The organism is Flavobacterium sp. FG68, assembly GCF_057808895.1.
In genome coordinates, this window is sequence record NZ_JBMDIY010000016.1 from 100,106 (window position 1) to 121,326 (window position 21,221).

The window sequence follows — 21,221 nt, forward strand, 5'->3', positions numbered from 1 at the left end:
TTTATTTTTTAATTAAGGTATCAATAGCCCAGCTATTATAAGCTGCAAAATGCAATAGCAAAGCAAAAAAAGCAATGTGAATTAATTGTGACGGAACGGCTTCCCAGTTCTCAATCATCGAAGTGCCAAATAATAAGACAAGCATAACAACAGCTCCGGCAATTAAAGCTGGTTTGGTAAATAAGCCTAATAATAACAAAAGACCAATGGTAAACTCGGCTATTGGTAAAATATAACTAAAAGGTGTTACGAGGATTTTTGGCAGCATTGAATTTTCAAAAGTGCCAACCATCCAATTACTGAAAGTGGTCAGTTTTGGCAGTCGGACTAATCCGTGGCCAAACATGCTGATTGCAATTGCAAGACGTAATAATAAAAAAGAGGTTGTTTCCATATTAAGTGATTTTATACTACAAAGTTGCGGATAACAGCTTTTTAAAATTTGTACAATCATTGGAATAATTTGTACTTTTGAAAGATGGAAATTAGAAATTTATACCACCCATTTGAACTTCAGTTTTTAGAAGTTTTAGAATATGAAGCGAAAGAACGTAAAAATACTTTTTTTGAAATGGTTTTTGTTCTGGAAGGAAAAGGAACTCAAATTATAAACGATCATCGATGGCCTTATAGCAGCGATAAGTTTTTTTTAATCTTTCCGCAAGATACGCATAGTTTTGAAGTTACAGAGAAAACGAAATTTTTCTTTATACGATTTCATGACAGTTATCTTAAAACACAAAGCAGTGACTGGATTCAAAAGCTTGAATTTATTTTTCATAACCACAATCACAGGCCGGGCTGTATTTTAAAAACTGTAACAGACAAACCTTTGGTAAGGGCAATGATTGAAGCTCTTATTAGAGAAGAAAGCACGAACTTTCCGCAACAGCAGGAAGTTATTAAGCAAATTCTGAATACGATTATTACAATTGCAGCCAGAAACATTTCACTTATTGCACCACTTAATCTTAACCAAACCAATGTGGTTCCGAGTTTGGATTTATTGAATTATGTACATCAGAATATTTATCAGCCAGAACAATTAAAAGCGTCAAATATGGCGGCAGCATTTAATGTTTCATCAACTTACATCAGCGAATATTTTAAAACCAAAACAGGGCAGAGTATTCAGGAATACACAATGGCTTATAAAGTAAAATTAATCGAAACGAGATTAAAATTTACCAATATGCAGATCAATGAAATTGTATATGAATTTGGTTTTAGCGATGCAAGTCACCTGAATCGCTTGTTTAAAAAACATACAGGCTTGAATCCAAGTGACTATAAAAAGCAGTTTAAAAGAGTTTAATTGTAGATAAATCTAATTTTAAACTTTATCTTTTTCAATCCATTTTCCAACCGTTGGCGGAGTATAATTTTTCATTTGGTTTAATAAATCTTCAATATCATCGCTTACTAAAAGCATTTTTTGATTGGCTTCTTTCAATAAACCTTTTTCACTCATGGTTTGAAGTAATTCTAAAAGCGAATCATAAAATCCGTTGATATTTAAAATTGCGATTGGTTTTTTATGTAAACCCAACTGCGCCCAGGTCAGCATTTCAAAAAGCTCTTCAAGAGTTCCAAAACCACCCGGAAGCGCAATTACACCGTCGCATAAATCATTCATTTTAGTTTTGCGTTCGTGCATGCTTTCTACCAAAATTAATTCGGTTAAACCTTTATGCGCGATTTCTTTTGATCTTAAAAAATTAGGAAGAACACCAATTACAGTTCCGTTTTCGCTCAAAGCTCCATCCGCAACAGCGCCCATTAAACCCACATTTGCTCCGCCATAAACCAAACCAATATTTTGTTTGGCTAAAGTTTTTCCTAATAACCCGGCTTGTTCTTTATATATTTCTTCGGTACCAAAACTTGATCCGCAGAAAACAGTTATTTTTTTCATTTTTTATAATGTTATTTTATAGCGTTTTTTATAGTTTGTTTTTTTGTCATCCTGAACGAAGTCGAAGGATTACACACGCAGATCGACAAAGATGGGCGATTTTCGTTGCGGAATTACTTGTGCGATTTCTCCTTTCAGTCGAAATGACAAAACCTCCGTGTTAACCCATTTCAATCAGTTAAATCCGTGTGCCATCCATCAAGTAATCAAATCCTTCTAATCTGCACACACGAAACATTTTCCATTTTAATTTCTTTTCCAGTTTTCTTCAATAATCCGGTTTTAGGATTTCTTCTAAAAACAATAATATTTCCAGTAATTACATTGGTAGCAACCAAGAATTTTCCGGTTTCATCGATGGCAAAAACTCTCGGATGTTTTCCTAAAGTCGATTGATAACCAATGTTTTTCAATAATCCATTTTCATCAATTGAAAAAATAGCAATGTTATTTTCCTTTCCGCGATTTGTGGCATACAGAAACTTTCCATCTGGTGAAATATGAATATCAGAACTTTCAAAACCTTCTTTTATTTTATCCGGATGTGTCGCAATACGCTGGATTTTATTTAAAGTTCCGTTTACATAATTATAAACGCTTATCTGTCCCGCCATTTCTTCAATACAATATCCAAATTTCTGATTTGGATGAAAAGCAAAATAATGTCTTGGTCCGGCCTCTAAATCCGTTTTTGTAAATGGAGTTTGAGTTTCGGTTAAAGGCTGTTTTTTATTTTCATCAAAAGCATAACTACGAATTTTATCAGCACCTAAATCAGGTAAAATAAATAATCAAATTGAGGAGAAAACACAGCCGAATGAACATGAGATCTTGTTTGTCTTTCTTTATGTGTACTTCCATCCATATATTGAAAATTCTGCGCGATAGAATCAATTTTTCCGTTTTCCAGAATTGGAAAAACCGAAACACTTCCTTCTGTATAATTGGCATTTGCAATCCATTTTCCACTTTTATGAACCGTAACATAAACCGGATTTTCGCCGACGCTTCTTTGGCTGTTTAAAAAAATCAGACTTTTGTTTTCGGGATTAAATTCAAAACTGCTTATACTTCCGGCATTTGGCGTTTTGGTATCCGTACAGGCATAAACATATTTTCCGTTTGGCGAAACAGTTAAATAAGAAGGATTTATAATATTTTTTGCCGAGGCTATTTTGGATAGTTTTCCGTTTAAAGTATCTAATTGATATATTTGAATTGCTTCTGCCGTTTTATCCCGATTATATGATCCTAAAAACACATAAGTATTTTGAGAAAACATACTGCAGGTTATCAGAAATACAATCGTTAGGAAGTTTATTTTTTGTTTCATTTTTTTGTGTCAGGTTTTTCAAGTTTCAAGTCTTGTAAGGCTGAGCGAAGTCGAAGCCCTTTGCGTGCCCTTCGACTTCGCTCAGGATGACAATGCAGTTTTTCAAGTTTCAGGTTTCAAGTTTCAGGTTTTCAATCTAAAATCTAAAATCTGCAATCTAAAATTATTTCACCCCTTTCCACCATTGCTTAAATTCCTGATTTTCATTTTTCAGTTCAACTAATTCTCCAATCATTGGTGTAATTAAAGGAACTGGATTTGCTGAATTTGCATTTAGTTCTGTAACTCTAATTAAGGGTTCATCCCAGGCATGCAGTGATAATGAAAATTTTGACGAATGAACCGGAAATGCTCTTTTTGCTTTTAAATCCTGAATCGCCTGTATCACATCTTCGGGCATATTATGAATGTATTTCCAGTTTTTATTGTATTGACCGTTATCGATTAAAACAATATCAAAAGGGCCGAATTTCTCGCCAATTTCTGCAAAATGCTGGTCGTAGCCGCTGTCTCCGCCCAAATACATTTTAAAATCTTTGGATTCTAAAACAAAAGAAGTCCAAAGTGTATTGCAGCGTTTAAAACTTCTGCCAGAAAAATGTCTTGACGGAGTTATATAAAGCGTTAGATTTTCGTCTAATTCTATTTTTTCATGCCAGTCTTTTTCGATAATATTTTCTTTTGAAAAGCCCCAAAATTCAAAATGTGAACCAACGCCAAGTGCGGTGATTACTTTTTTTGTTTTCGGCTTTAGCTGAAGAATTGTTTTATAATCTAAATGGTCGTAATGATCGTGTGTAAGCAGCAAATAATCAATTTCCGGTATATCATCAACGGTGTAAATATCTGTTCCTTTAAACGATTTTGTGGTTCCTGCAATAGGAGAGGCGTTACCACTAAAAACGGGATCTATTAAGAAACGTTTTCCTTCTAACTGAATATAATAAGAGGAATGTCCAAACCAAACTAAAACATCCTGATCGAGAGGAATTTCGTGTAAATTGGTTTTGACTGACGGAATTAAATCGGTTGGGATTTTCCTGTCGACTTTTTTGAAGAAAAATTCACTTAAAACGCTAAAATAAGTCGCGCCTTCAGCAAGATCTGGTGTGAAATTTTGGTTTTCGAATTTTCCGTTTTTGTATTGAGGCGATTTTTCAATTAAAGCTAACCTTTCGCCGGAAGGCTTTTTTCCGAATTTTGGATGTTGTAAAAAATTGTAAACGAGAAGCACTATTATTAATAGTACGATTAAGAATGTGATCATTTTTATTTTTGGGGATATAAATTTTTAACTTCTTCAATCGAAAGCGAAATAATCTTTTTTAAGATTTCAACGTCGATATCAGCTAATTTCTTGATGTAAATACATGCTTTTGATATTTTGTATTTTCCTAAGTTTGAAAAAAGTTCTTCTCTCTTTTCTTCGGGTAAATAAAAATAAACTGTTGTTGCGGCTTTTCTGGGAGAAAAAGCGGCCAAAGGTGCGTCGCCTTCGTGTCCCGTGGCATATTTGTAATGATAAGTTCCAAAGCCAATAATACTTGGTCCCCACATTTTAGGTTCAAAACCTGTAATCGCTTTCATTATTTTTACCAGTTCAAAAGCATCATTTCTTTTTGCTTCGCTGTCTACAGTATTTATAAAATCAATAACACTGCTTTGGGTTTCTGCTGTTTTATTCTTTGCCATTGTCTTTTATTTTTGATGTACTAAATCGCTTTTCAGTAAAATATTTTTGATTTTAAATTCAGAAATATAAAACAAATCGCGGCTTTCGTTCATTTGATTTTCTAACACAATTAAGCTGACATCACTTTCAGGGAAATATAAATTTACTGATGAAAATCCGTCGCCTAAACCGGTGTGACCTACATATTTTACCGCTTCTTTCTCAATAATTTTAATTCCGTAGCCATAACCTTCATCTGCTTTTCCGAAGAAATCATGCTGTGCCGAAATATTATATTTCAACATTAATTGATACGTTTCTGGTTTTAGGATTTTTCCTTTATGAAGATTATTATTCCAAATCGATAAATCATTCACAGTAGAAACAACTCCGTCTGCGCCTAAACTTTGCGGTGTAATCTGTGTAGTTTTTACAGCTTCAAACTTTCCATTTGAGTTAAAATATCCCGTAGCTAAATTTTGGGTTTTATCTTTTGCATAACAAAAAGTATTGTTCATTTTTAATTTTTTAAAAAGAACATTCGCCACTTCGGTATAACTTTTTTTAGTACTTAATTCAACAATTTTTTCAGCAAGGCTAAAACTTAAATTTCCGTAGCTAAATTGAGTTCCGGGTTTAAAAGCCAAAGGTTTTTGCAAATCGACAATTCCGTGTGTATGATTTAAAAGTTGATGAACCGTAACCGAATCTGCCCACGATTGGGTTAATTCCGGAAGATATTTTTTAATTGGAGTATTTAAATCGACTTTACCTTTTTCAACTTCCAACAAAAGTAAAACCGCAGCAACCTGTTTGCTGTTTGACATGATTTCGAATTGAGAGTTTACCGTTAAAGGTTTTTTGGTTTCAAAATTGGCAACACCTTTTACTTTTGAATATAAAGTTTTTCCGTTTTTAGAAATCAAAACAACACCATTAAAAACCGGAGAAGTTGTATGTTCAACAAGACTGTCAATTTTAGCGATATAATCATCTTTCTTTTGTGCAGAAGAATAGCAGTATGACAAAAGAAAAGTCAAAAGTAATAAAGCAGGAATTTTGTATTTAAGGCTCATTTTTTAGTCTCGGTTTTTTTTAGTTTTCAGTCTCAGTTTTCAGTTTTCAGTTTCGGTTTTCATCTGCGACTGTGACTGAAAACTGTACACTATTTTAGAACATTCCATTTTCATTAACCATTTCACCCGGAATTGGCTGTCCTAAATCCCAGAGTTCAATTATTTTATCTGATTCGAATTTGAAAATATGAACTACGACAAATCCCAAATCGGTTGAATTTTGTTTTAAATGCGAATGTACAGCGACCAAATCATGGTCAGCAATGATATGATGAATCTTAAAAATTTTATTTGGATTTTTTCTTGACGATTCTTCCATTGCCAGCATTAAAGTCTGGGCATCTCCTTTAAAATGAATATTATGATGCTTAAATTTTTTCCCTACATAAAGTCTAAAGGCTTCATGCGGATGCCCGCTTGCAGCAAGTTTTAAGAAGTTTTCTACGATTTCTTTCTTAGTCATAATCAACAGGATTAAACAGCAAACTAAGTTATGAAATTTAGAAGTACTTTTTGAATTAAAAAAACCTGAAAATTTTTATAAATCTTCAGGTTTTATCTGTGTTATATCGATGCCTAATTTTGTGAATTCTTTTTCACCTAAATCGGTAATATAAAAATGTTTGTCGGCGGGATTTTTCTTGGCGATCCATCTTTTTTCTGCAAAAGTTACAGCGAGCAATTGACCGAGTTTTCCGCCAATATGTTCGTAACACATTTTTGCCGGTTTTTGTTTTGCTGGTTTCTCGCTCATTTTACTGAATTTTAATAGGCTGTTTTCTGCGTCTTTTTACAAACTAATCTCAAAGCCAAATAGGCAGTTGGAATATAAGCAAAAACCAAATCTACAAAAGTAAACCACATTGGCGCCGGAAGAGAGCAGACACTTACAATTCCGCCCAATAAAAAGAAAGCGCCAATTACTAAGGCTAATTTCTTTTTGTGATTAATAGTGATTAAAGCCGTTGTAACTGCTCCTGCAAATGTCCCGATTGCGTGAGCCAGAAATGGAAAAATAAAATGCTGTACTTCAAATAAATGCATTGTTTTTTGCAAACCTTCCATGGTTGTGTTGTCGACTCCATCTGGCGGTGGAATAATTGAACCGCTGATTAAAATGATACTCATATTAACAATACTTCCAATAATAATTCCGGCAATAACAGCCAAAGTATTCCTTAAAACGGGATTCATAATTTTGATTTTATTGTTACGAATATAGGAAAATTATGCGTGTTTTGCCCGGATTTTTTTTAATTGAAAGACTGTCTGAATTCTAAAGGAGAAATGCTTGTTTTTGTTTTGAATAATTTACTGAATGACTGCTGATGTTCAAAGCCTAATTCATAAGCAATTTCGCTTACAGATAAATTTGTGGTCGAAAGTTTTTCTTTTGCTTTTTCGATTAATTTATCGTGAATGTGTTGCTGCGTGCTTTGACCAGTAAGATGTTTGAGTAATCCGCTTAAATAATTGGGAGAAACATTTAGATTATCGGCAATAAACTGAACTGTTGGCAAACCTTTTTTAGATAAAGAATCGTTTGCAAAATATTCTTCGAGAAGTTTTTCTAAACGGGCCAGAATCTCATGATTGCTTATTTTTCGGGTAATGAATTGTCGGTTATAAAAACGTTCAGAATAGGTTAGAAGTAATTCTATTTGTGCTATAATAACATCCTGACTGAATTTATCGATATTAGATTGATATTCTTGCTGAATATTTTTCATGATATCGATAATCATTTTTTCTTCTTTATCAGAAAGATGAAGCGCTTCGTAAACCGAATATCCAAAATATTCGTATTGTTTGATTTTCTGCGCAAGCGGCGTATTCCATAAAAAATCGGGATGAACGAGTAATGAATATCCTGTATGTTTCAATTCTGAGTTTCCTTCGATAGAAAAAACCTGACCGGGCGCAATAAACAATAAAACGCCTTCTTTAAAATCATATTCTTGCTGCCCGTAGCGCATTACGGCATTGGCATTTCTTTTTAATGCAATGGAATAAAAATCAAGAATGAGACTTTTGGGTTCTTGTTCGTTGAGAAATTTTAAATCTTCAAAATTATATACGCTAACAAGCGGATGTTCAGGCTTTGGCAAATCTCTAAACTCATGAAATTCGCTGATACTTTTTATTCGATGTGGTTGTTGATTTGCCATAGCCTAAATTACCTATTTTTGATTATATATTGCTGCAAATTCTTTTGCATATTCTGCCAGCTTTGTTTTTCCTAAAACTGCCGGTTTGTTTTTATAATAATCTTCGCCCAATAAACCGTTGTAAAGTGCAGCGTACATTTCGACCAAACCGGCTGCGATTTTGGGTTGCATTCCTACTGAAATTATTCCGTTTAGGACTTCTTCATCACTTATGAAATTCCATTTTAAATCTGGTTTTCCAATTGCTGCGCCTAAAATTTTAGCGGTTTCGTGTCCGTTTAATTCTTCACTTGCAACATAACGAACTTTTTTTCCGTCAAGCGGAGTTGTAAGCTCTTCTGCAATAGCTTCGGCAATGTCATTTGGTGAAACCCACGGAACTAATTCATCGGCACCATAATTTGCCGAAATAAAACCTTGATTTTTAATTGCAGGAATGTAAGCGAGTAAATTGTAATAAAAAGAAGTTGGACGCATAAACGTAATCGAAACGTCTGAAAGCTGATTTAAAACGGCTTCGATTTCATTATAACGCTGAATAATTCCTGATTTTTCTTTTAAATGTGCGCCAATACTGCTCAGGAAAACAACACGTTTTACACCAGATTGTTTAATGGCTTGGGCATAACTATTTCCGATTTTGCGTGTAAAAGCGTCTAAATCTAATTTCGGATCGAAATAATTAGCGCGTGGAATCATGCAGTAAACGGCATCTGCGTCTGTAAATGTTTTAGTTAAAAAATCTACATTTTCGACAGAACCAATAGCAGCTTTTGCACCTAAGGTTTCGATTTCTTGTGTTCTTTCGTTACTGCTGGCAATTACGGTAACGGAATGTCCTTTTTCAATTAATTCTTTTGCCAAAGGCTTGCTGATGTTCCCTAGAGAACCTGTAATTATAATTTTCATAAGTTCTAAATTTTGATGTTACAAAGTTGCGTAACATCAAAAAGAGGAATGTAGCCAAATCTACTATTGTTGTAGCTGAAAAAAAGATTCTAAGTTACTTAGATGCTGAGATTCTAAGTTTTTGCTTTTTTGCCCACGGGTTTTACGGATTGAACAGGTTTTCACTGGTTGCTTTTTTTAGATCGTTTTAATTTTTTTGCCACAGATTTAAAGGATTATTTCAGATTTTTAAAATCATTTTAATCCTTTAAATCTGTGGCATATTTTAAAATAAACTGCGAAAACCCGTTTCATCCGTAAAATCAGTGTGCTAAATCAGTATCTTAATTTTGAGATAGTTTCTTTTCGTTTTCGGTTTGGGGTTTTCCGGTTGCGTTTGGTTCGCCTTTTCCGGTTTCTATTAGTTTTTTAAGACTGTTTTGAATATAGTTTGTCCAGGCATCACGGCAAATTTCGAAGCATTCGTATTCTTGATTTAAACCAAAATGCGTAAAACGAAGTTCTGTTTTTCCGTCTTTTTCTGTGATTTCAAAAGTGGGTTTTGTTCCAGTCCATTCGGTTTTGTCTTCGGTAAATTTGAAATAGTTTTCTTCAACCAGCCAGACAATTTTTTGATTCGGAATTACTTCTGTCAACTTAATTTTGCAACGGTGAATATCTTCATAATGATAATTAAATTCATCATTTTGTTTGGCTGTATTTCCTTCAATTTCTTCTGACCACCAGCCGCGCACGTTTGTAACGGCATTAAAAACTTCCTCCGGAGATTGACTGACTAATATTGCTGTAGTAAAATCTGATGCACTCATTTTTATGGTTTTTAAGTTGTATATCAAATTTATTCTTTAAAAATCAATAAGTTAGGTTTTAATAAGACAATTGTGAGGTGTATTTCGGACAGATGTTTTGATTTTAGATTTTACTTTGAGTTAATTATATAATTGTCTCATTTTCTAATTTTCTAATTTTCAAATTATCTCATGATATCCATTCTGCTTATTTTTTAATTTGTTATCTCAAAAATAACAACTTGTTCTTTTTTAGTTTCATCGCCATTTCGGCCGGAAACATATTCGTGAAGTATTACTTTGTTATCAAAAAAGATGGATTTTATTATTTCGGCATTCAAATTTGGGGATTGTTTAAAAAGGTTGATAAACATTTCTTCGCATTCTTTTTTGCCGTTTATTGCTAATGTAAGATCTTGAAAATTATAAACTTTAATATCATCACTGTACAAAGGCATCATTTGTTGTATGAATCTATTGTTAAATGCTGACATTTGAATGTCCATTATTTCTTCTATTGTCATTATTTGGGATTGTTTTATAATATGAGTTTCTATTTTTTAGGCAATATAACTTTTAATATTTTCAACGGCTTTTTGAATTTGTACAAAATGATTTTCCATCACATTTTCCAAATCTAAAGTTCCGCCCAGAATTAGCATTTCTTTGTTTTCGAAGCGTTTTCCCAAACGATCTTCAAGCATTATGGTTTCCATACTTTGCGCCATTTTAATTTCGGTTAAAAAAGCATTTGGATGTCCGGCGGTGCAGATTACAAGTCCAAACGGAATTATTTTCATTTTTGGAAAATCGTCGGTTTGTCCGTAAGCATATCCAACTGAAAAAACGCGGTCGAACCAGCCTTTAAGTTTTGCGGGACAATCGCTCCACCAAACGGGATATAGAAAAATAATACAATCGGCTTTTTCGATTTTTTGCTGTTCTGCTAAAACATCTTTAGAAATGGGAAGATTAAGTTTTACAAAACCTTCTCTATTATATTCTTCTTCAGACATATCGCTTTGAAAATTAGAAGCGTATAAATCTGAAACTTCAAGATTCCAGTTTTGTTTTGCAATTGCAGATTTTAATTGTTCTAAAACCTGAAATGTATAAGACTTTTTACTCGGATGACTGTATACGATTAAGATATTCATTTTGATGGTTTTAGAAAGTTATAAAATCAAAAAAGAGAACCTAAAGTTCTCTTTAATACGAAATTACGAATAAAATCCTAATACCTTATTCTTCGACAAATTCTAAAATATCTCCGGGCTGGCATTCCAGAACTTTGCAGATTGCTTCGAGCGTGCTAAAACGAACGGCTTTTGCTTTGCCTGTTTTTAATATGGAAAGATTGGATAAAGTCAAATCAACTTTTTCTGAAAGTTCATTTAATGACATTTTTCGTTTCGCCATCATTACATCTAAATTTACTATAATTGGCATAACTTATATGGTTAATTCGCTTTCTTTTTGAAGTTCGATTCCTTTAGCAAAAAGCTGTGAGATAAAATATAAAATTCCGGCAAAAAAGAAGAATGCATCTCCAAGACCAATATGTTCGGTAAGATTTGGAAGCTGGATTCCCATTGCAGTAAATTTTTGAGAATAATTAACGGTTATGTTGCTAAAAATGCCAACAAGTAAGGAGAATCCACTCATTTTCTGGATCAGTTTTCCAATTGTTTCATGAAACGGGCTGACAAAATTAATCTTGAGGAAAATTTGAATGACAGAATAAAACACCAAAGCTTCTAAAATTGTAATTACCGTAATTGAGAAAACCATAATAGAGTAATCGACAACGTCGTATGCTTTTAACGAAGATAAATCTAAACCTAACTGCAGGTTTTTTGCTCCAACTTCGCTGATAAACATACTAACCCCGTAAGAGGCTAAAAGTGTTCCTGCTTTGATACAAAGCCCAATAAAAGCAATCCATGACACTACGTATAGGAGCTTTAAAATGTAAGTTGATCTTGTTGACATAATATTTTGATTTAAAATAAGTATGCAACAAATATAGTAATTTATTGTTTATCGATAAAAATTTATTAAATATTAATCGTTAATTATTGATTATTAACTTAATTGAGTTTTGAATTAACAATTCATAATTAACAAATTACAATTATTTGACGCGTTCATATTCTGATGTAGAGCAATCAATACATTCTTGTATTAAATACAGTTTATTGCCATGAAACTCAAATGACCTGTCAAAATAATATTCTTGTGTAATGAAGTCGCCTTTATCAATAACAATCATTTTTCTGTCTCCGCCAAAAACAGATTTTTTTGTTATGATAAAAAATTTCTGCTGTTGGGACAGATTTCCGTTTATATAGGTTTTAATTGTAGAATTTGAGATCTCAATTACAACTTTTTGATCTGATGTTTCTGAACTGGTTGGTCCTCCAAACCCGCCATAAGTGCGAACCCAGCTCCATTTGCCTTCTAAGCGATTTTCGGCAGAGTGATTATCATCATTATCATTACAGGAAGAGAATGCAATTAAAATAAGGAGAAGTAAATATTTTTTCATCGGTTTAAATTTTGGTAGTTTATTTATAGATGAAAAAAAAAGTTAAATGGTTGCTTTAAAGTGTTTTAAAAAGTTTAAATTATTTCAACCGAATCAAAAGGCCTTTACGTTTTACAATATTTTTATAATCCCATTGAATGTTTCTGGCTTTATCGAGCCATCTTTTTAAATCGTCGATATTGATTTGATCGGGGCTTGTATAACGTGCTTCAGCGGCTTTAAAGCTTCCTTCATTTTGAAGTCCGCTTTCCTCAAAAGATTGTCCGCTCCAAAAAAGCAGTCTGACAGAATCTTTAAGTTTACTATATCCGGCAACAGGATTTCCGTCTAAAAACCAAACCGGATGCCGATGCCAGATTTTGCTTTCGGCTTCTTGCAGGAAATCGTTAATTTCGACACTTAAAATATCACATATTTTTTTGTCTTCAGCGTTTTGAGAATCGTTGTATGCCTGGATTTCCTTATTCATGGTTTTGAATTTTAATTAATATCTTTTGAAAGTTCAAATAAAATGTAAGTTCCGTTTTCAGAGCGTCCTTTTTCTTTTTCAATAAATCCTGTTTTGTTATAAAATTCAACGGCTTTGCTATTGTTTTCTAAACATTTTAGAGTAAGCGGAAATTTAGTTTTTTGAATGGCTGCTTTTAATAATTCGGTTCCAATTTTCTGCCCTTGATATTCCTGATCAACATATAAATGGTGAATGAAACTATTTGGCATCCAAATCGAAATAAAACCAACCGGAATATCATTAATATGTGCTACTAAAATGTATTCTCCCTGCGTATGTTTTTCAAAATCATCTAATTTAAATTCTGATGTATCAAGCCACGAAAATGTTCTTTGTCTTTCTTTTAAAAACAGGATTTTTAAAGGTTCAAAATCACTTTTTGTAATTTCTGTTATTTTCATCAAATCGGGTTGTTGAATTTTGTTTTAAAAATAATCTTTTTTGTCTAAAATGATCAATTAAAAAACAATGTTCTTATGAAACCGGATTTGCGTTAGGGATGGAAGCGGCATCTCCCGATTTAGAAAAACAAGGCTTTTTAGCCGTAGTTTTTGTTAATCGGGAATATAGTGTACAGCCCGGCCGAAGGAAACGCCCAAATTATTCTATTAATCTGTAATCCACTTTCCTTGCTCTTTGGCAATGTCAATTAACTTTTGTCCGTGTTCGGTCATTAAGTTTTCCTGAATCATGCGTTCGGCTCTTTCTATGTTGGGTTTGCTCCATTTACTGGTTTTTGGGTTGCGATGCGAAAAAGTGAGATAATAACTTTCGCCGTCACGTTTTTTGCACAAACTGTCGATCCACCCAAAACAAAGCGCTTCTTCTGTGGCTTCAATTAAATTTACGCTTTTGGTCTGGCTTTTTTTATGAAACAAAATCAGCCAGACTGATTTTTCGTTTACACTGTTTTCTGTCAGCCATTTGCGCCAGTCTGCTCTGGTTTCGGCATAAACTGCTAATTTTCCGTCTTTCATTTCCATAAATCTTATTTTTTAGTAAAGGTAAAATGGCATTGTGACAACGGTTTGTCAGTAAGTAAAAATAATATTAAAATATTGATTATTTGGTGTTTATGTTTTTAAATCAAGTATTGAAATGTTTGTTGAAAGTAAGTGTAATATTGTTTACGAAATCTTTGGTATATTTTCCGGTTTCGTCTAAATCAGGATCGAGAATTGTTATTTCAAGTCCGCTTAGTTTTTTACTTTCAAATAGATAGGAGGTAAGTTCATTAAATTCATCATAGGTTAAACCGTCTGGCGTTCTGCTGTCTACGCACGGCATAATATCGTCGTTAAGAACGTCGACATCAATATGAAGCCAGAAACCATCTAAGTTTTTGTTTTCAACTTCTGAAAGAAATGTTTTTACAGCTTTTGCAATACCTTGTTTTCGCAGTTCCTGAAGGCTTATGTATGTTGCCGAAGATTTTTGGATTTCATTTTCGTATTCATCATCGTATTCGCGATTACCAACGCACCAAAGATTTTCTTCTTTTATATAAGGAGATAAATTGAGAATGTTGGTTAGTTTTTGATGCCCGTTTCCGGTAACAATTGAAGCTGCCATGCCGCCAACGCCACCGGTTTCAGACAAAGAAACATCCATAAAATCAGTATGACCGTCAAAATAAAATAAGCCGTAATTTCCTTTTTGTTTTAAAGCCATTGCAGGGCCTAAAAGAATGCTGCAATCGCCGCCTAAAATAAACGGAAATTTATTGGCACTCAATAAATTGTTTATTAAATAGGCTTGTTCTCTGGCGTAGGTAACTAATGAATCTGCGTTGAGAATATTGGTTTCGGGATCTTTTATATTCGAATATTTTGGAGGATCGACTCTTATGATGTTTTTTGGATTAATTGCTTTATGCAAATTATGTTTCCATAACCAATCCGGCAAACGATTTACGCCTGGTTCTTTTCCTGGTTTCGGTTCTTTTAGACCTAAATTAGAAGTGAATTCAACAATGCATATTTCTTTCATAGCGTTATTATTTACCGATAAAGTTATTAAAATTAATGCGGGTGTAGATTATTTTTAACAGACGGAAATCAAAAAAATCCGATTTGTTTTCACCAATCGGATTTTTGATATTTTATGATTTTCTCGTTAAATCTGTAATTAACAGCGGATTGTTTTCTTTTAGCTTATTAACTAATTCTTCGACAATTCCGGGATTTTCTTTTATGGCTTCGTATTCAGCAGAAGTTATTCCGACTATTTGTAAAAACGAAAGTTCACCATGCGGGGTTTGTTTCTTTTCGATTTCAGGATCGGCAACGATTACTAAAGCTGTAATATCGGTTTCGGTATCGAGTCTTATAGGGCCGTTTGCTGGCATATAATGAAATTCTTCAAACCAGTTGCCGCTGTCAAAAACATATTTGGCAATGTTTTGTAAAAGGGCAATTACCCAGCTTGGGTTTCCGTTATCTTCTGCAAAAGGTTTTAGTCTAAAAGTGAGTTCAAATCCCCATTTGCTAAATTCGTCTTCGATTTTATTTTCGTCATAATACAATTCAGAAAATCCGTAGGTTACAAAGTGAAAATGATCTGTTTGTTTTTTGCTTTCGTAAATGCTTACGCCGTCCAGCGGATGTTCTCCGCCAAGCATATAACTTATGGCCGGAGCAAAATGTTTGGGTTCCTGATCTGGATAAAGACGTTCAAATTCTTTATCGATTTCAAGCCATCCTACAGCATCATCTTCTGAAAATTGTTTTTTGTATTCTTCTAATGTCATACTTTCTTTTTATGATTAAAACGAATACAATATAAGATTTTTCGTTAAAAGAATAAATTAATATGTTTTTAATTTATTCATAATTTGATCAACGGCAAGTTCTAAACCTTTACCATAATCTCCTTTTTTAAATTCGGGAACGGCATAGATTGTAATGATATTTTGGGTATCGTTATCGCTTAGTTTATAACGAATAAGATCAATACTTTGAACCTGAATTTGTCTTAATTCTTTGCTTACTACGATTAGAATTGTTGGATCTAGTTTTGGATCTTTTGCCAGATATTTGTCTAATTCTAAAGAATAATCAGGGAAAGAGGTATAAGGCTGTATTGTTGAAGTTGTTACAACTGTAATTTTGTACAGAAATTGTTTTTCAAATGCCTTTAAAGTATTTGTGAGGTTTGTAATTTGATCTGGATTTAAGATTTTTTCGAAATCATTTACATAGTCATAAGGTCTTGAAAAAACATTTTGAGTGTCAGTAACTGTGTTTTCTTTTTTTGTTTGAGAAAATAATATACTTGCTGGAAACAAGATTATTATAAGGAAAAATATTTTTTTCATCGCAGGCGAAGATTAGATTTGGTGCTGCAAAAATACCACATTATTGGTTTAGGATAAAAAGATAAATTGATATTTATGTAAAGAAAAAATCCGATTTGTTTACAAATCGGATTTTGAATAAAAATATTATAATACAGGAATTAAATGTTCCCAATTTAATTGTTTTGCAAAATCGAGTGCTGTTTTTCCGCTGGTAGTTTTTACATTTTTATCTGCTCCTGATTCTAATAATATTTCTACCGAAGTAAGATTTCCTGCAACTGCTTCTCTATGTAAAAAAGTATAACCTAATTCATCTTGTGCGCTCACTTCTTCGGGATTATTTTTTACGAAGTCAATAAGACTGTCTTTCATGTTTTTGCTCATAGGATGTTCTATAAGATTCTCCGGTTTTTCTTTTTGCTCGTTAACGACTAAAATATCGTTGAAATCTCCAAAATCTAATCCCCAGGCTTCGTCATGATCTTCTCTTTCGTCGTCGCTCATTTCGGAACGCATTGCCTGAATGGTAAATGCCCCATATGTTTTTCCTCCAATTGCAAATAACCAGTCACTCATTTGGTTGATTGGAATTTGTACTTCGTCTCCATTATTGACATTGGTTAATTCACTTGGCTGATTCACCAAAACGCCATAAATAGTTTCGCCGTCAAAATTTACATCATTAATCCACATGTGTTCCACTACAGTTTCTCCGTCTATTTCCTGAGTAAAAGCCAGTTTTACACAAGCAACATCAAGTCCGGGAATTATTCTGCGGTATTCCCAGGATAACTCTCTCCAGAAATATTTAAAGGTTTCCTGCGCTTTTTTAAACGCTTCGATCATTTTTGGATTTTCTCCATCGGCGAAAAAAATGGGTGTGTTTTCCATTGTATATATTTTTAAAGTGACTTTTGAAATTCGGTTAAATTTAAACGAATAAAAAACCGATTTGTTTTGGCAAATCGGTTTTTTTATCATGAAAAGAAATCAATTTAGAAATTCACATCATCTGCGATATTCCCGCCTTGTTCTGCAGCAAATTTTGCAGCATATTCTTTTTGTTTTGCTTGTTGATAATCATGAAATTCTGTAATATCTGCTGAATTCCAGTTTTGATTTTGCTCTGTCATCCATTGCATTGCTACAGATTGGAAATCAGCCAAATTGATTCCAAAAGTTTCTAAAATCCATTGTGCACCGTCGATTCCGTATTCGTAAGCAGCTTGTCTTGCTCCGGCTAATTCTTCGTAGAAATAACGGTCTGTTCTGATTCTTTCCAAATTTGCAACACCTTCTTCTGAAATTTCAGCTTTAAGGTTTTCTAATTGCGGAACGGTTACATTTTCAGCATAATATTGTCCAAACAAAGTTGTAACGGTAAACGAAGTATCTTCGCCCATACGCTGAGGCCAGATTGTGTTTAATTCTTCCCAAACTACAGATTCGAAGCCCATTGCTTTGCAAACTTCAAGATAATCAACTCCTGCACTAATTTTAAGGCACATTGCTGTATACGTTCTTAAATCTACACCGTGAACTGGCTCAAGAAACGGATTGTTTTCATCAACTTTTACAAATCCCGAAGTTTGAACTCCGCTGTATTTTAAAGAATTTGCGTGCTCAAAACGAATCATTTGGTCTGAGTCGCAGTTGTTCCATTCTGTATAAACCGTTCTTCTGTAATTGAAATATATGTTTTGAATGTCTTTTTCGTCAAGGTTTTCTCCGCTTGCGCGTTCGTCGGCAATCCATGCTTCGGCTCTTTCTGCAACTTCGGCATCAAAATCTTCAACATCATAATGCGTTCCGTGTAAAGTCTCCGGATCGTATTCTACTTCCTGATATTCATTTTCGTAGTTATCTTCATAATTATCTTCATGACTTTCATTTGATGTTTGTGTCTGCTCGTAATTTTGATTTTCTTGTTTGTTGTCTCCAGTTAGAGCTCCAAAAAGTTTTTTAAACATTTGTTGATTTTTAAGGATTAATAATTATTAATTGGGTACTTGATTTTGATACATTTTTTCGTTGTGCTCTTTTAAATCTGGCGTAATTTTATTCCACTCGTCATACATGGCGCGCAGATAAACCTGATATAGTTTTGGAGCATTTTTAATTACAAATTGCCTTTGTTCTTCGAGATCGTCCATCTTTGCCTGAATTTCACTCAATACTTTTTTGTCTGATTCGTGAATTTTGCTCAGACTTAATTCATGTCGCTGATGATAGAGTTCACGCTCTTTTTTATCTTCAGTTTCAAAAGCTTCGTATAAATGAGCGGTTCTTTGTTCAGCAAGTCCTCGTGCAATGTTTTGTAAATTTCGGCCTTGTGTACTTGGTGCAAATGTATTTTGCGTTTGACAATACGGACATGAAATATAGGTTTCGATTAAAAAGATTTTTTCGATTTCAATATTTCCGCCGCATTGCGTACAGCTGAATTTGTTTTTAATGGCTTCGTATTCGTCTAATATTTTTTTGTATTCGATTTCGAGATCGCGTTCTTGTGTTTTTTCAAGTTGTTTTCTCCAATAATCAAATTTGTCGTCAAAATCATTATAACGATCTGAACATGCGCTTCTAAAATCTGAAAGTAAATCGTGATGTTTATCTAAAACAGAAATCTGTGAATCGAGATCATAATAAATACGGCTTATTTTTTCTTCGTATGTATCTCTGGCTTTGTCTCTAATATTGTTTAACTGACCGTTAATACCGGAAAAAACTCTGTGAAAAGTTCTTTTATAAAGGTCTTCATCTTCTTGTAAAAGCTGTTTCAATTCTGGAATCGAAGCTGTTGCCAGTTCTTCCATTTTTGCTTCGAGTTTTTCTAAAAAGGCAAACCATCTTTGCTGCGCTTCCTGAAGTTCTGCGTACCAATCTGGAAATGTTTCTTTATTGACTTCTTTATTATTTTGGTTTTTTTCTGGGTCTTTTGATTTATTAAATAGTCCGAACACGTGATATGATTTTAAATTGAATTATCTTCTTTTTTAATATAAACTCCGTCTGTAAGTTTTACGGTTATAAACTCAAATCCGCAATAAGCGCAATGCGTTACGCCGTCTTGTTTTGCTCTTCCGGCACCGCAGTTTGGACAGTCTTTTGCATTCATTTTGGCATCGTTGATTTCCATTTCACCGCCATAATTAGTTTGGTTTTGAGCTTTTTGTTTTAGTCTGTCTAAAAACGAATTGACTTTTTTCTCTTCCATTACAATTGGCTTAATAATTCAGATTTTTTTGTTTTGAATTCGTCTTCGTCGATTAAACCGGCATCAAATAAAGATTTTAGTTTTTGAAGTTTAGACGTTAAATCGTCTTTTACTTCTTCTTTTGGCGTTTCTTTATTTTGCTGTAATTGATTTAGCAGAATTCCCATGCTCAATGCGTTTTGGGTTGCATCGTGAAGCGCGGTTCCTTTATCGCCAATTGCGGTTGCGGTATTGAATTTGGTAAATTTATCCATATCGGTTACCATATTCATATTGGTGATTTTGTCGTAATGTGCCGTAACTTCTTCAGGCAATGTAACGCTGGTGATTACAAACTGCGTTAATTCAATCCCAAACTGAAGGAAATAAGGTTTAAGATACGGTTCGATTTTTTTGCCCAATTGGGTAATATTTCCGGCAATGTCGGTAACGGTGATGTTTTCGTTTGCTAGAACTTCTCCAAATTTTGGCGCAACGAAATCACGTAACTGATTTTGCAATTCAAAAATAGTAAGCTGTTGATACGTTCCTGCATATTGACGAAAGAACTTGGCAACGTCGACAATTTGAATGTCGAAACTTCCGAAAGCGCGAATTCTGATTTGTCCGTATTGTGGATCGTTTAGCAGAATAGGAGCGGGAGTTCCCCATTTATTATTGATGAATTGATGCGTGTTGAAAAAATAAACATCGACTTTAAACGGACTTTCAAAACCGTATTTCCAGCCTTTCAGCTTGCTTAAAATCGGAATGTTTTCTGTAGATAAAGTGTGAAGTCCCGGCGAATATACATCGGCAAGCTGACCTTCGTTTAAAAGCATTACATGCTGACTTTCGCGAACGGTTAGTTTTGCTCCGTTTTTTATTTCTTTATCTTCATCATAAAATTTCCACATTAGTAAATTAGGATCACTGGTTGTGGCTTCAATTATTTCTATAAAAGGTAATGTCATAAAATCTTATTTATAAAGAATAAAAATAAGAATTATAAGACGACTTCAATATTTTTTAATGTGAAGTTTTTAACAAATTTTTCTTTATAAAATTTAAAGTTTATAATATTTGCTAAAGTATTGTCATTTCGACCGAAGGGAGAAATCGCACAAGGAACTCTGCAAAGATTGGTGAGTTATTTTGTGGAATTTCTTTGTGGATATACGAGTGCGATTCCTCGTTCCTCGGAATGACAAAACATTGAATTTAGTTTTTCTTATTTCCATTAGTAATTATGAGTTTATTTTCTTCTTGCTCGACAATTACAATTTCACCTTTTTTAAATCCAAGCTTTTCAAGCCATTTGCCTTCCAGTTTAATTGATGGAATTGTAATGTGTTTGTATGTTCTTTTTTGATATTTGGTGTGAATTTTAAGTTTTCTCTCGTTGTTCAGTATTGTTGTTTTTTTAAGGCGAAGTTTTGTAATGATCAAATGTCTAATGAATAGTTGAGAATGTTGTCAACTTAAAAGTTGACAAGTGAGAATTTTATTAACAATTTTTAATGTGTAGATTTTTTTATAAAATAGGATTTTAAGACAAAGTATTGTCATTTCGAGGAACGAGAAATCTTCGCGAGAAACTCCGTGTAGAATGTCACCAATCTTTGTCGAGCTACTTGTGGAGATTTCTCCTTCGTCGAAATGACAAGATTGGGGATTTACTATGTGGATATACGATTGCGATTTCTCATTCTTCGAAATGACAAAACTGGCGATTTACTTTTATGGAACTTGTTTGTCGAGCTACTTGTGGAGATTTCTCCTTCGTCGAAATGACAAGATTGGGGAT

29 protein-coding genes and 1 pseudogene are annotated in these 21,221 nt (G+C 33.5%); 1 reads left to right on the forward strand and 29 read right to left on the reverse strand.

The features are described 5' to 3' along the window. Window position 1: 1 nt before the first annotated feature. On the reverse strand, window positions 2–394 hold the full coding sequence (locus ACODSB_RS12125) for a DoxX family membrane protein (RefSeq protein WP_180858329.1): 393 nt from the start codon (window positions 392–394) through the stop codon (window positions 2–4). A gap of 84 nt (window positions 395–478) precedes the next feature. On the opposite strand from ACODSB_RS12125, the gene ACODSB_RS12130 reads away from it, so the two are divergent. Next, window positions 479–1,315 carry a helix-turn-helix domain-containing protein gene (locus tag ACODSB_RS12130; RefSeq protein WP_488937234.1) on the forward strand — a complete coding sequence of 279 codons (837 nt, stop codon included), beginning with the start codon at window positions 479–481 and terminating at the stop codon, window positions 1,313–1,315. A gap of 18 nt (window positions 1,316–1,333) precedes the next feature. Here the strand turns inward: ACODSB_RS12130 and ACODSB_RS12135 are convergent, their stop codons facing one another. The 28 genes and pseudogenes from ACODSB_RS12135 to ACODSB_RS12270 form a co-directional block, all read right to left on the reverse strand. Then, entirely contained in the window at window positions 1,334–1,915 is a 582-nt protein-coding gene (locus ACODSB_RS12135; protein ID WP_488937235.1) for an LOG family protein, read from the reverse strand. 206 nt (window positions 1,916–2,121) lie between these two features. Beyond that, window positions 2,122–3,248 (reverse strand): annotated as a pseudogene (locus ACODSB_RS12140) (lactonase family protein). Between the two features lie 163 nt (window positions 3,249–3,411). After that, on the reverse strand, window positions 3,412–4,515 hold the full coding sequence (locus ACODSB_RS12145; protein WP_488937236.1) for an MBL fold metallo-hydrolase: 1,104 nt from the start codon (window positions 4,513–4,515) through the stop codon (window positions 3,412–3,414). Between the two features lie 2 nt (window positions 4,516–4,517). Further along, window positions 4,518–4,940 carry a DUF1801 domain-containing protein gene (locus ACODSB_RS12150; protein WP_488937237.1) on the reverse strand — a complete coding sequence of 141 codons (423 nt, stop codon included), beginning with the start codon at window positions 4,938–4,940 and terminating at the stop codon, window positions 4,518–4,520. A gap of 6 nt (window positions 4,941–4,946) precedes the next feature. Beyond that, the gene (locus ACODSB_RS12155; RefSeq protein ID WP_488937238.1) at window positions 4,947–5,996 is read right to left on the reverse strand and encodes a serine hydrolase domain-containing protein; all 1,050 of its coding nucleotides are present in this window, start codon (window positions 5,994–5,996) and stop codon (window positions 4,947–4,949) included. 94 nt (window positions 5,997–6,090) lie between these two features. Further along, the gene (locus tag ACODSB_RS12160; RefSeq protein WP_488937239.1) at window positions 6,091–6,459 is read right to left on the reverse strand and encodes a nuclear transport factor 2 family protein; all 369 of its coding nucleotides are present in this window, start codon (window positions 6,457–6,459) and stop codon (window positions 6,091–6,093) included. Between the two features lie 75 nt (window positions 6,460–6,534). Next, a complete protein-coding gene (locus ACODSB_RS12165) occupies window positions 6,535–6,750 on the reverse strand; it encodes an ArsR family transcriptional regulator (RefSeq protein ID WP_488937240.1) in 216 nt (71 codons plus the stop codon). Window positions 6,751–6,761: 11 nt separating this feature from the next. Further along, window positions 6,762–7,190: a hypothetical protein gene (locus ACODSB_RS12170; protein WP_488937241.1), complete on the reverse strand. Its 429-nt coding sequence runs from the start codon at window positions 7,188–7,190 to the stop codon at window positions 6,762–6,764. Between the two features lie 59 nt (window positions 7,191–7,249). After that, entirely contained in the window at window positions 7,250–8,164 is a 915-nt protein-coding gene (locus tag ACODSB_RS12175) for a helix-turn-helix domain-containing protein (RefSeq protein ID WP_488937242.1), read from the reverse strand. Between the two features lie 12 nt (window positions 8,165–8,176). Continuing rightward, entirely contained in the window at window positions 8,177–9,073 is an 897-nt protein-coding gene (locus ACODSB_RS12180) for an NmrA family NAD(P)-binding protein (RefSeq protein ID WP_488937243.1), read from the reverse strand. A gap of 323 nt (window positions 9,074–9,396) precedes the next feature. Further along, window positions 9,397–9,882, reverse strand: coding sequence for an SRPBCC family protein (locus ACODSB_RS12185; protein WP_488937244.1), 486 nt, complete (start codon window positions 9,880–9,882; stop codon window positions 9,397–9,399). 194 nt (window positions 9,883–10,076) lie between these two features. Beyond that, a complete protein-coding gene (locus ACODSB_RS12190) occupies window positions 10,077–10,385 on the reverse strand; it encodes a nuclear transport factor 2 family protein (protein ID WP_488937245.1) in 309 nt (102 codons plus the stop codon). 36 nt (window positions 10,386–10,421) lie between these two features. Then, window positions 10,422–11,018 carry an NAD(P)H-dependent oxidoreductase gene (locus ACODSB_RS12195; protein ID WP_488937246.1) on the reverse strand — a complete coding sequence of 199 codons (597 nt, stop codon included), beginning with the start codon at window positions 11,016–11,018 and terminating at the stop codon, window positions 10,422–10,424. A gap of 85 nt (window positions 11,019–11,103) precedes the next feature. Next, complete coding sequence (locus ACODSB_RS12200; RefSeq protein WP_053471727.1) at window positions 11,104–11,310, reverse strand: helix-turn-helix domain-containing protein; 207 nt, start codon at window positions 11,308–11,310, stop codon at window positions 11,104–11,106. A gap of 3 nt (window positions 11,311–11,313) precedes the next feature. Beyond that, the gene (locus ACODSB_RS12205; RefSeq protein WP_488937247.1) at window positions 11,314–11,853 is read right to left on the reverse strand and encodes a hypothetical protein; all 540 of its coding nucleotides are present in this window, start codon (window positions 11,851–11,853) and stop codon (window positions 11,314–11,316) included. 142 nt (window positions 11,854–11,995) lie between these two features. After that, window positions 11,996–12,409 carry a hypothetical protein gene (locus tag ACODSB_RS12210; RefSeq protein WP_488937248.1) on the reverse strand — a complete coding sequence of 138 codons (414 nt, stop codon included), beginning with the start codon at window positions 12,407–12,409 and terminating at the stop codon, window positions 11,996–11,998. Window positions 12,410–12,488: 79 nt separating this feature from the next. Then, the gene (locus tag ACODSB_RS12215; protein ID WP_488937249.1) at window positions 12,489–12,878 is read right to left on the reverse strand and encodes a DUF1801 domain-containing protein; all 390 of its coding nucleotides are present in this window, start codon (window positions 12,876–12,878) and stop codon (window positions 12,489–12,491) included. An 11-nt stretch (window positions 12,879–12,889) separates the two neighbouring features. Next, the gene (locus ACODSB_RS12220) at window positions 12,890–13,321 is read right to left on the reverse strand and encodes a GNAT family N-acetyltransferase (protein ID WP_488937250.1); all 432 of its coding nucleotides are present in this window, start codon (window positions 13,319–13,321) and stop codon (window positions 12,890–12,892) included. 207 nt (window positions 13,322–13,528) lie between these two features. Continuing rightward, complete coding sequence (locus tag ACODSB_RS12225) at window positions 13,529–13,903, reverse strand: YdeI/OmpD-associated family protein (protein WP_488937251.1); 375 nt, start codon at window positions 13,901–13,903, stop codon at window positions 13,529–13,531. A gap of 103 nt (window positions 13,904–14,006) precedes the next feature. Then, window positions 14,007–14,909: an arginase family protein gene (locus ACODSB_RS12230; RefSeq protein WP_488937252.1), complete on the reverse strand. Its 903-nt coding sequence runs from the start codon at window positions 14,907–14,909 to the stop codon at window positions 14,007–14,009. Window positions 14,910–15,021: 112 nt separating this feature from the next. Beyond that, window positions 15,022–15,669, reverse strand: coding sequence for a suppressor of fused domain protein (locus ACODSB_RS12235; protein ID WP_488937253.1), 648 nt, complete (start codon window positions 15,667–15,669; stop codon window positions 15,022–15,024). Window positions 15,670–15,726: 57 nt separating this feature from the next. Beyond that, window positions 15,727–16,236, reverse strand: coding sequence for a TPM domain-containing protein (locus ACODSB_RS12240; protein ID WP_488937254.1), 510 nt, complete (start codon window positions 16,234–16,236; stop codon window positions 15,727–15,729). Between the two features lie 126 nt (window positions 16,237–16,362). Continuing rightward, window positions 16,363–17,109 (reverse strand): YegJ family protein, encoded by a 747-nt coding sequence (locus tag ACODSB_RS12245; RefSeq protein WP_488937255.1) that lies wholly within the window; start codon window positions 17,107–17,109, stop codon window positions 16,363–16,365. Between the two features lie 104 nt (window positions 17,110–17,213). After that, on the reverse strand, window positions 17,214–18,188 hold the full coding sequence (locus ACODSB_RS12250; RefSeq protein WP_488937256.1) for a DUF6620 family protein: 975 nt from the start codon (window positions 18,186–18,188) through the stop codon (window positions 17,214–17,216). Window positions 18,189–18,215: 27 nt separating this feature from the next. Then, a complete protein-coding gene (locus tag ACODSB_RS12255) occupies window positions 18,216–19,181 on the reverse strand; it encodes a hypothetical protein (protein WP_488937257.1) in 966 nt (321 codons plus the stop codon). Window positions 19,182–19,192: 11 nt separating this feature from the next. Then, window positions 19,193–19,435 carry a hypothetical protein gene (locus ACODSB_RS12260; RefSeq protein WP_053471715.1) on the reverse strand — a complete coding sequence of 81 codons (243 nt, stop codon included), beginning with the start codon at window positions 19,433–19,435 and terminating at the stop codon, window positions 19,193–19,195. Further along, window positions 19,435–20,388 carry an SPFH domain-containing protein gene (locus ACODSB_RS12265; protein WP_488937258.1) on the reverse strand — a complete coding sequence of 318 codons (954 nt, stop codon included), beginning with the start codon at window positions 20,386–20,388 and terminating at the stop codon, window positions 19,435–19,437. Before ACODSB_RS12265 ends, ACODSB_RS12260 begins: the two co-directional genes overlap by 1 nt. A gap of 247 nt (window positions 20,389–20,635) precedes the next feature. Further along, window positions 20,636–20,863 (reverse strand): SymE family type I addiction module toxin, encoded by a 228-nt coding sequence (locus ACODSB_RS12270; RefSeq protein WP_488937259.1) that lies wholly within the window; start codon window positions 20,861–20,863, stop codon window positions 20,636–20,638. Window positions 20,864–21,221 lie beyond the last annotated feature (358 nt).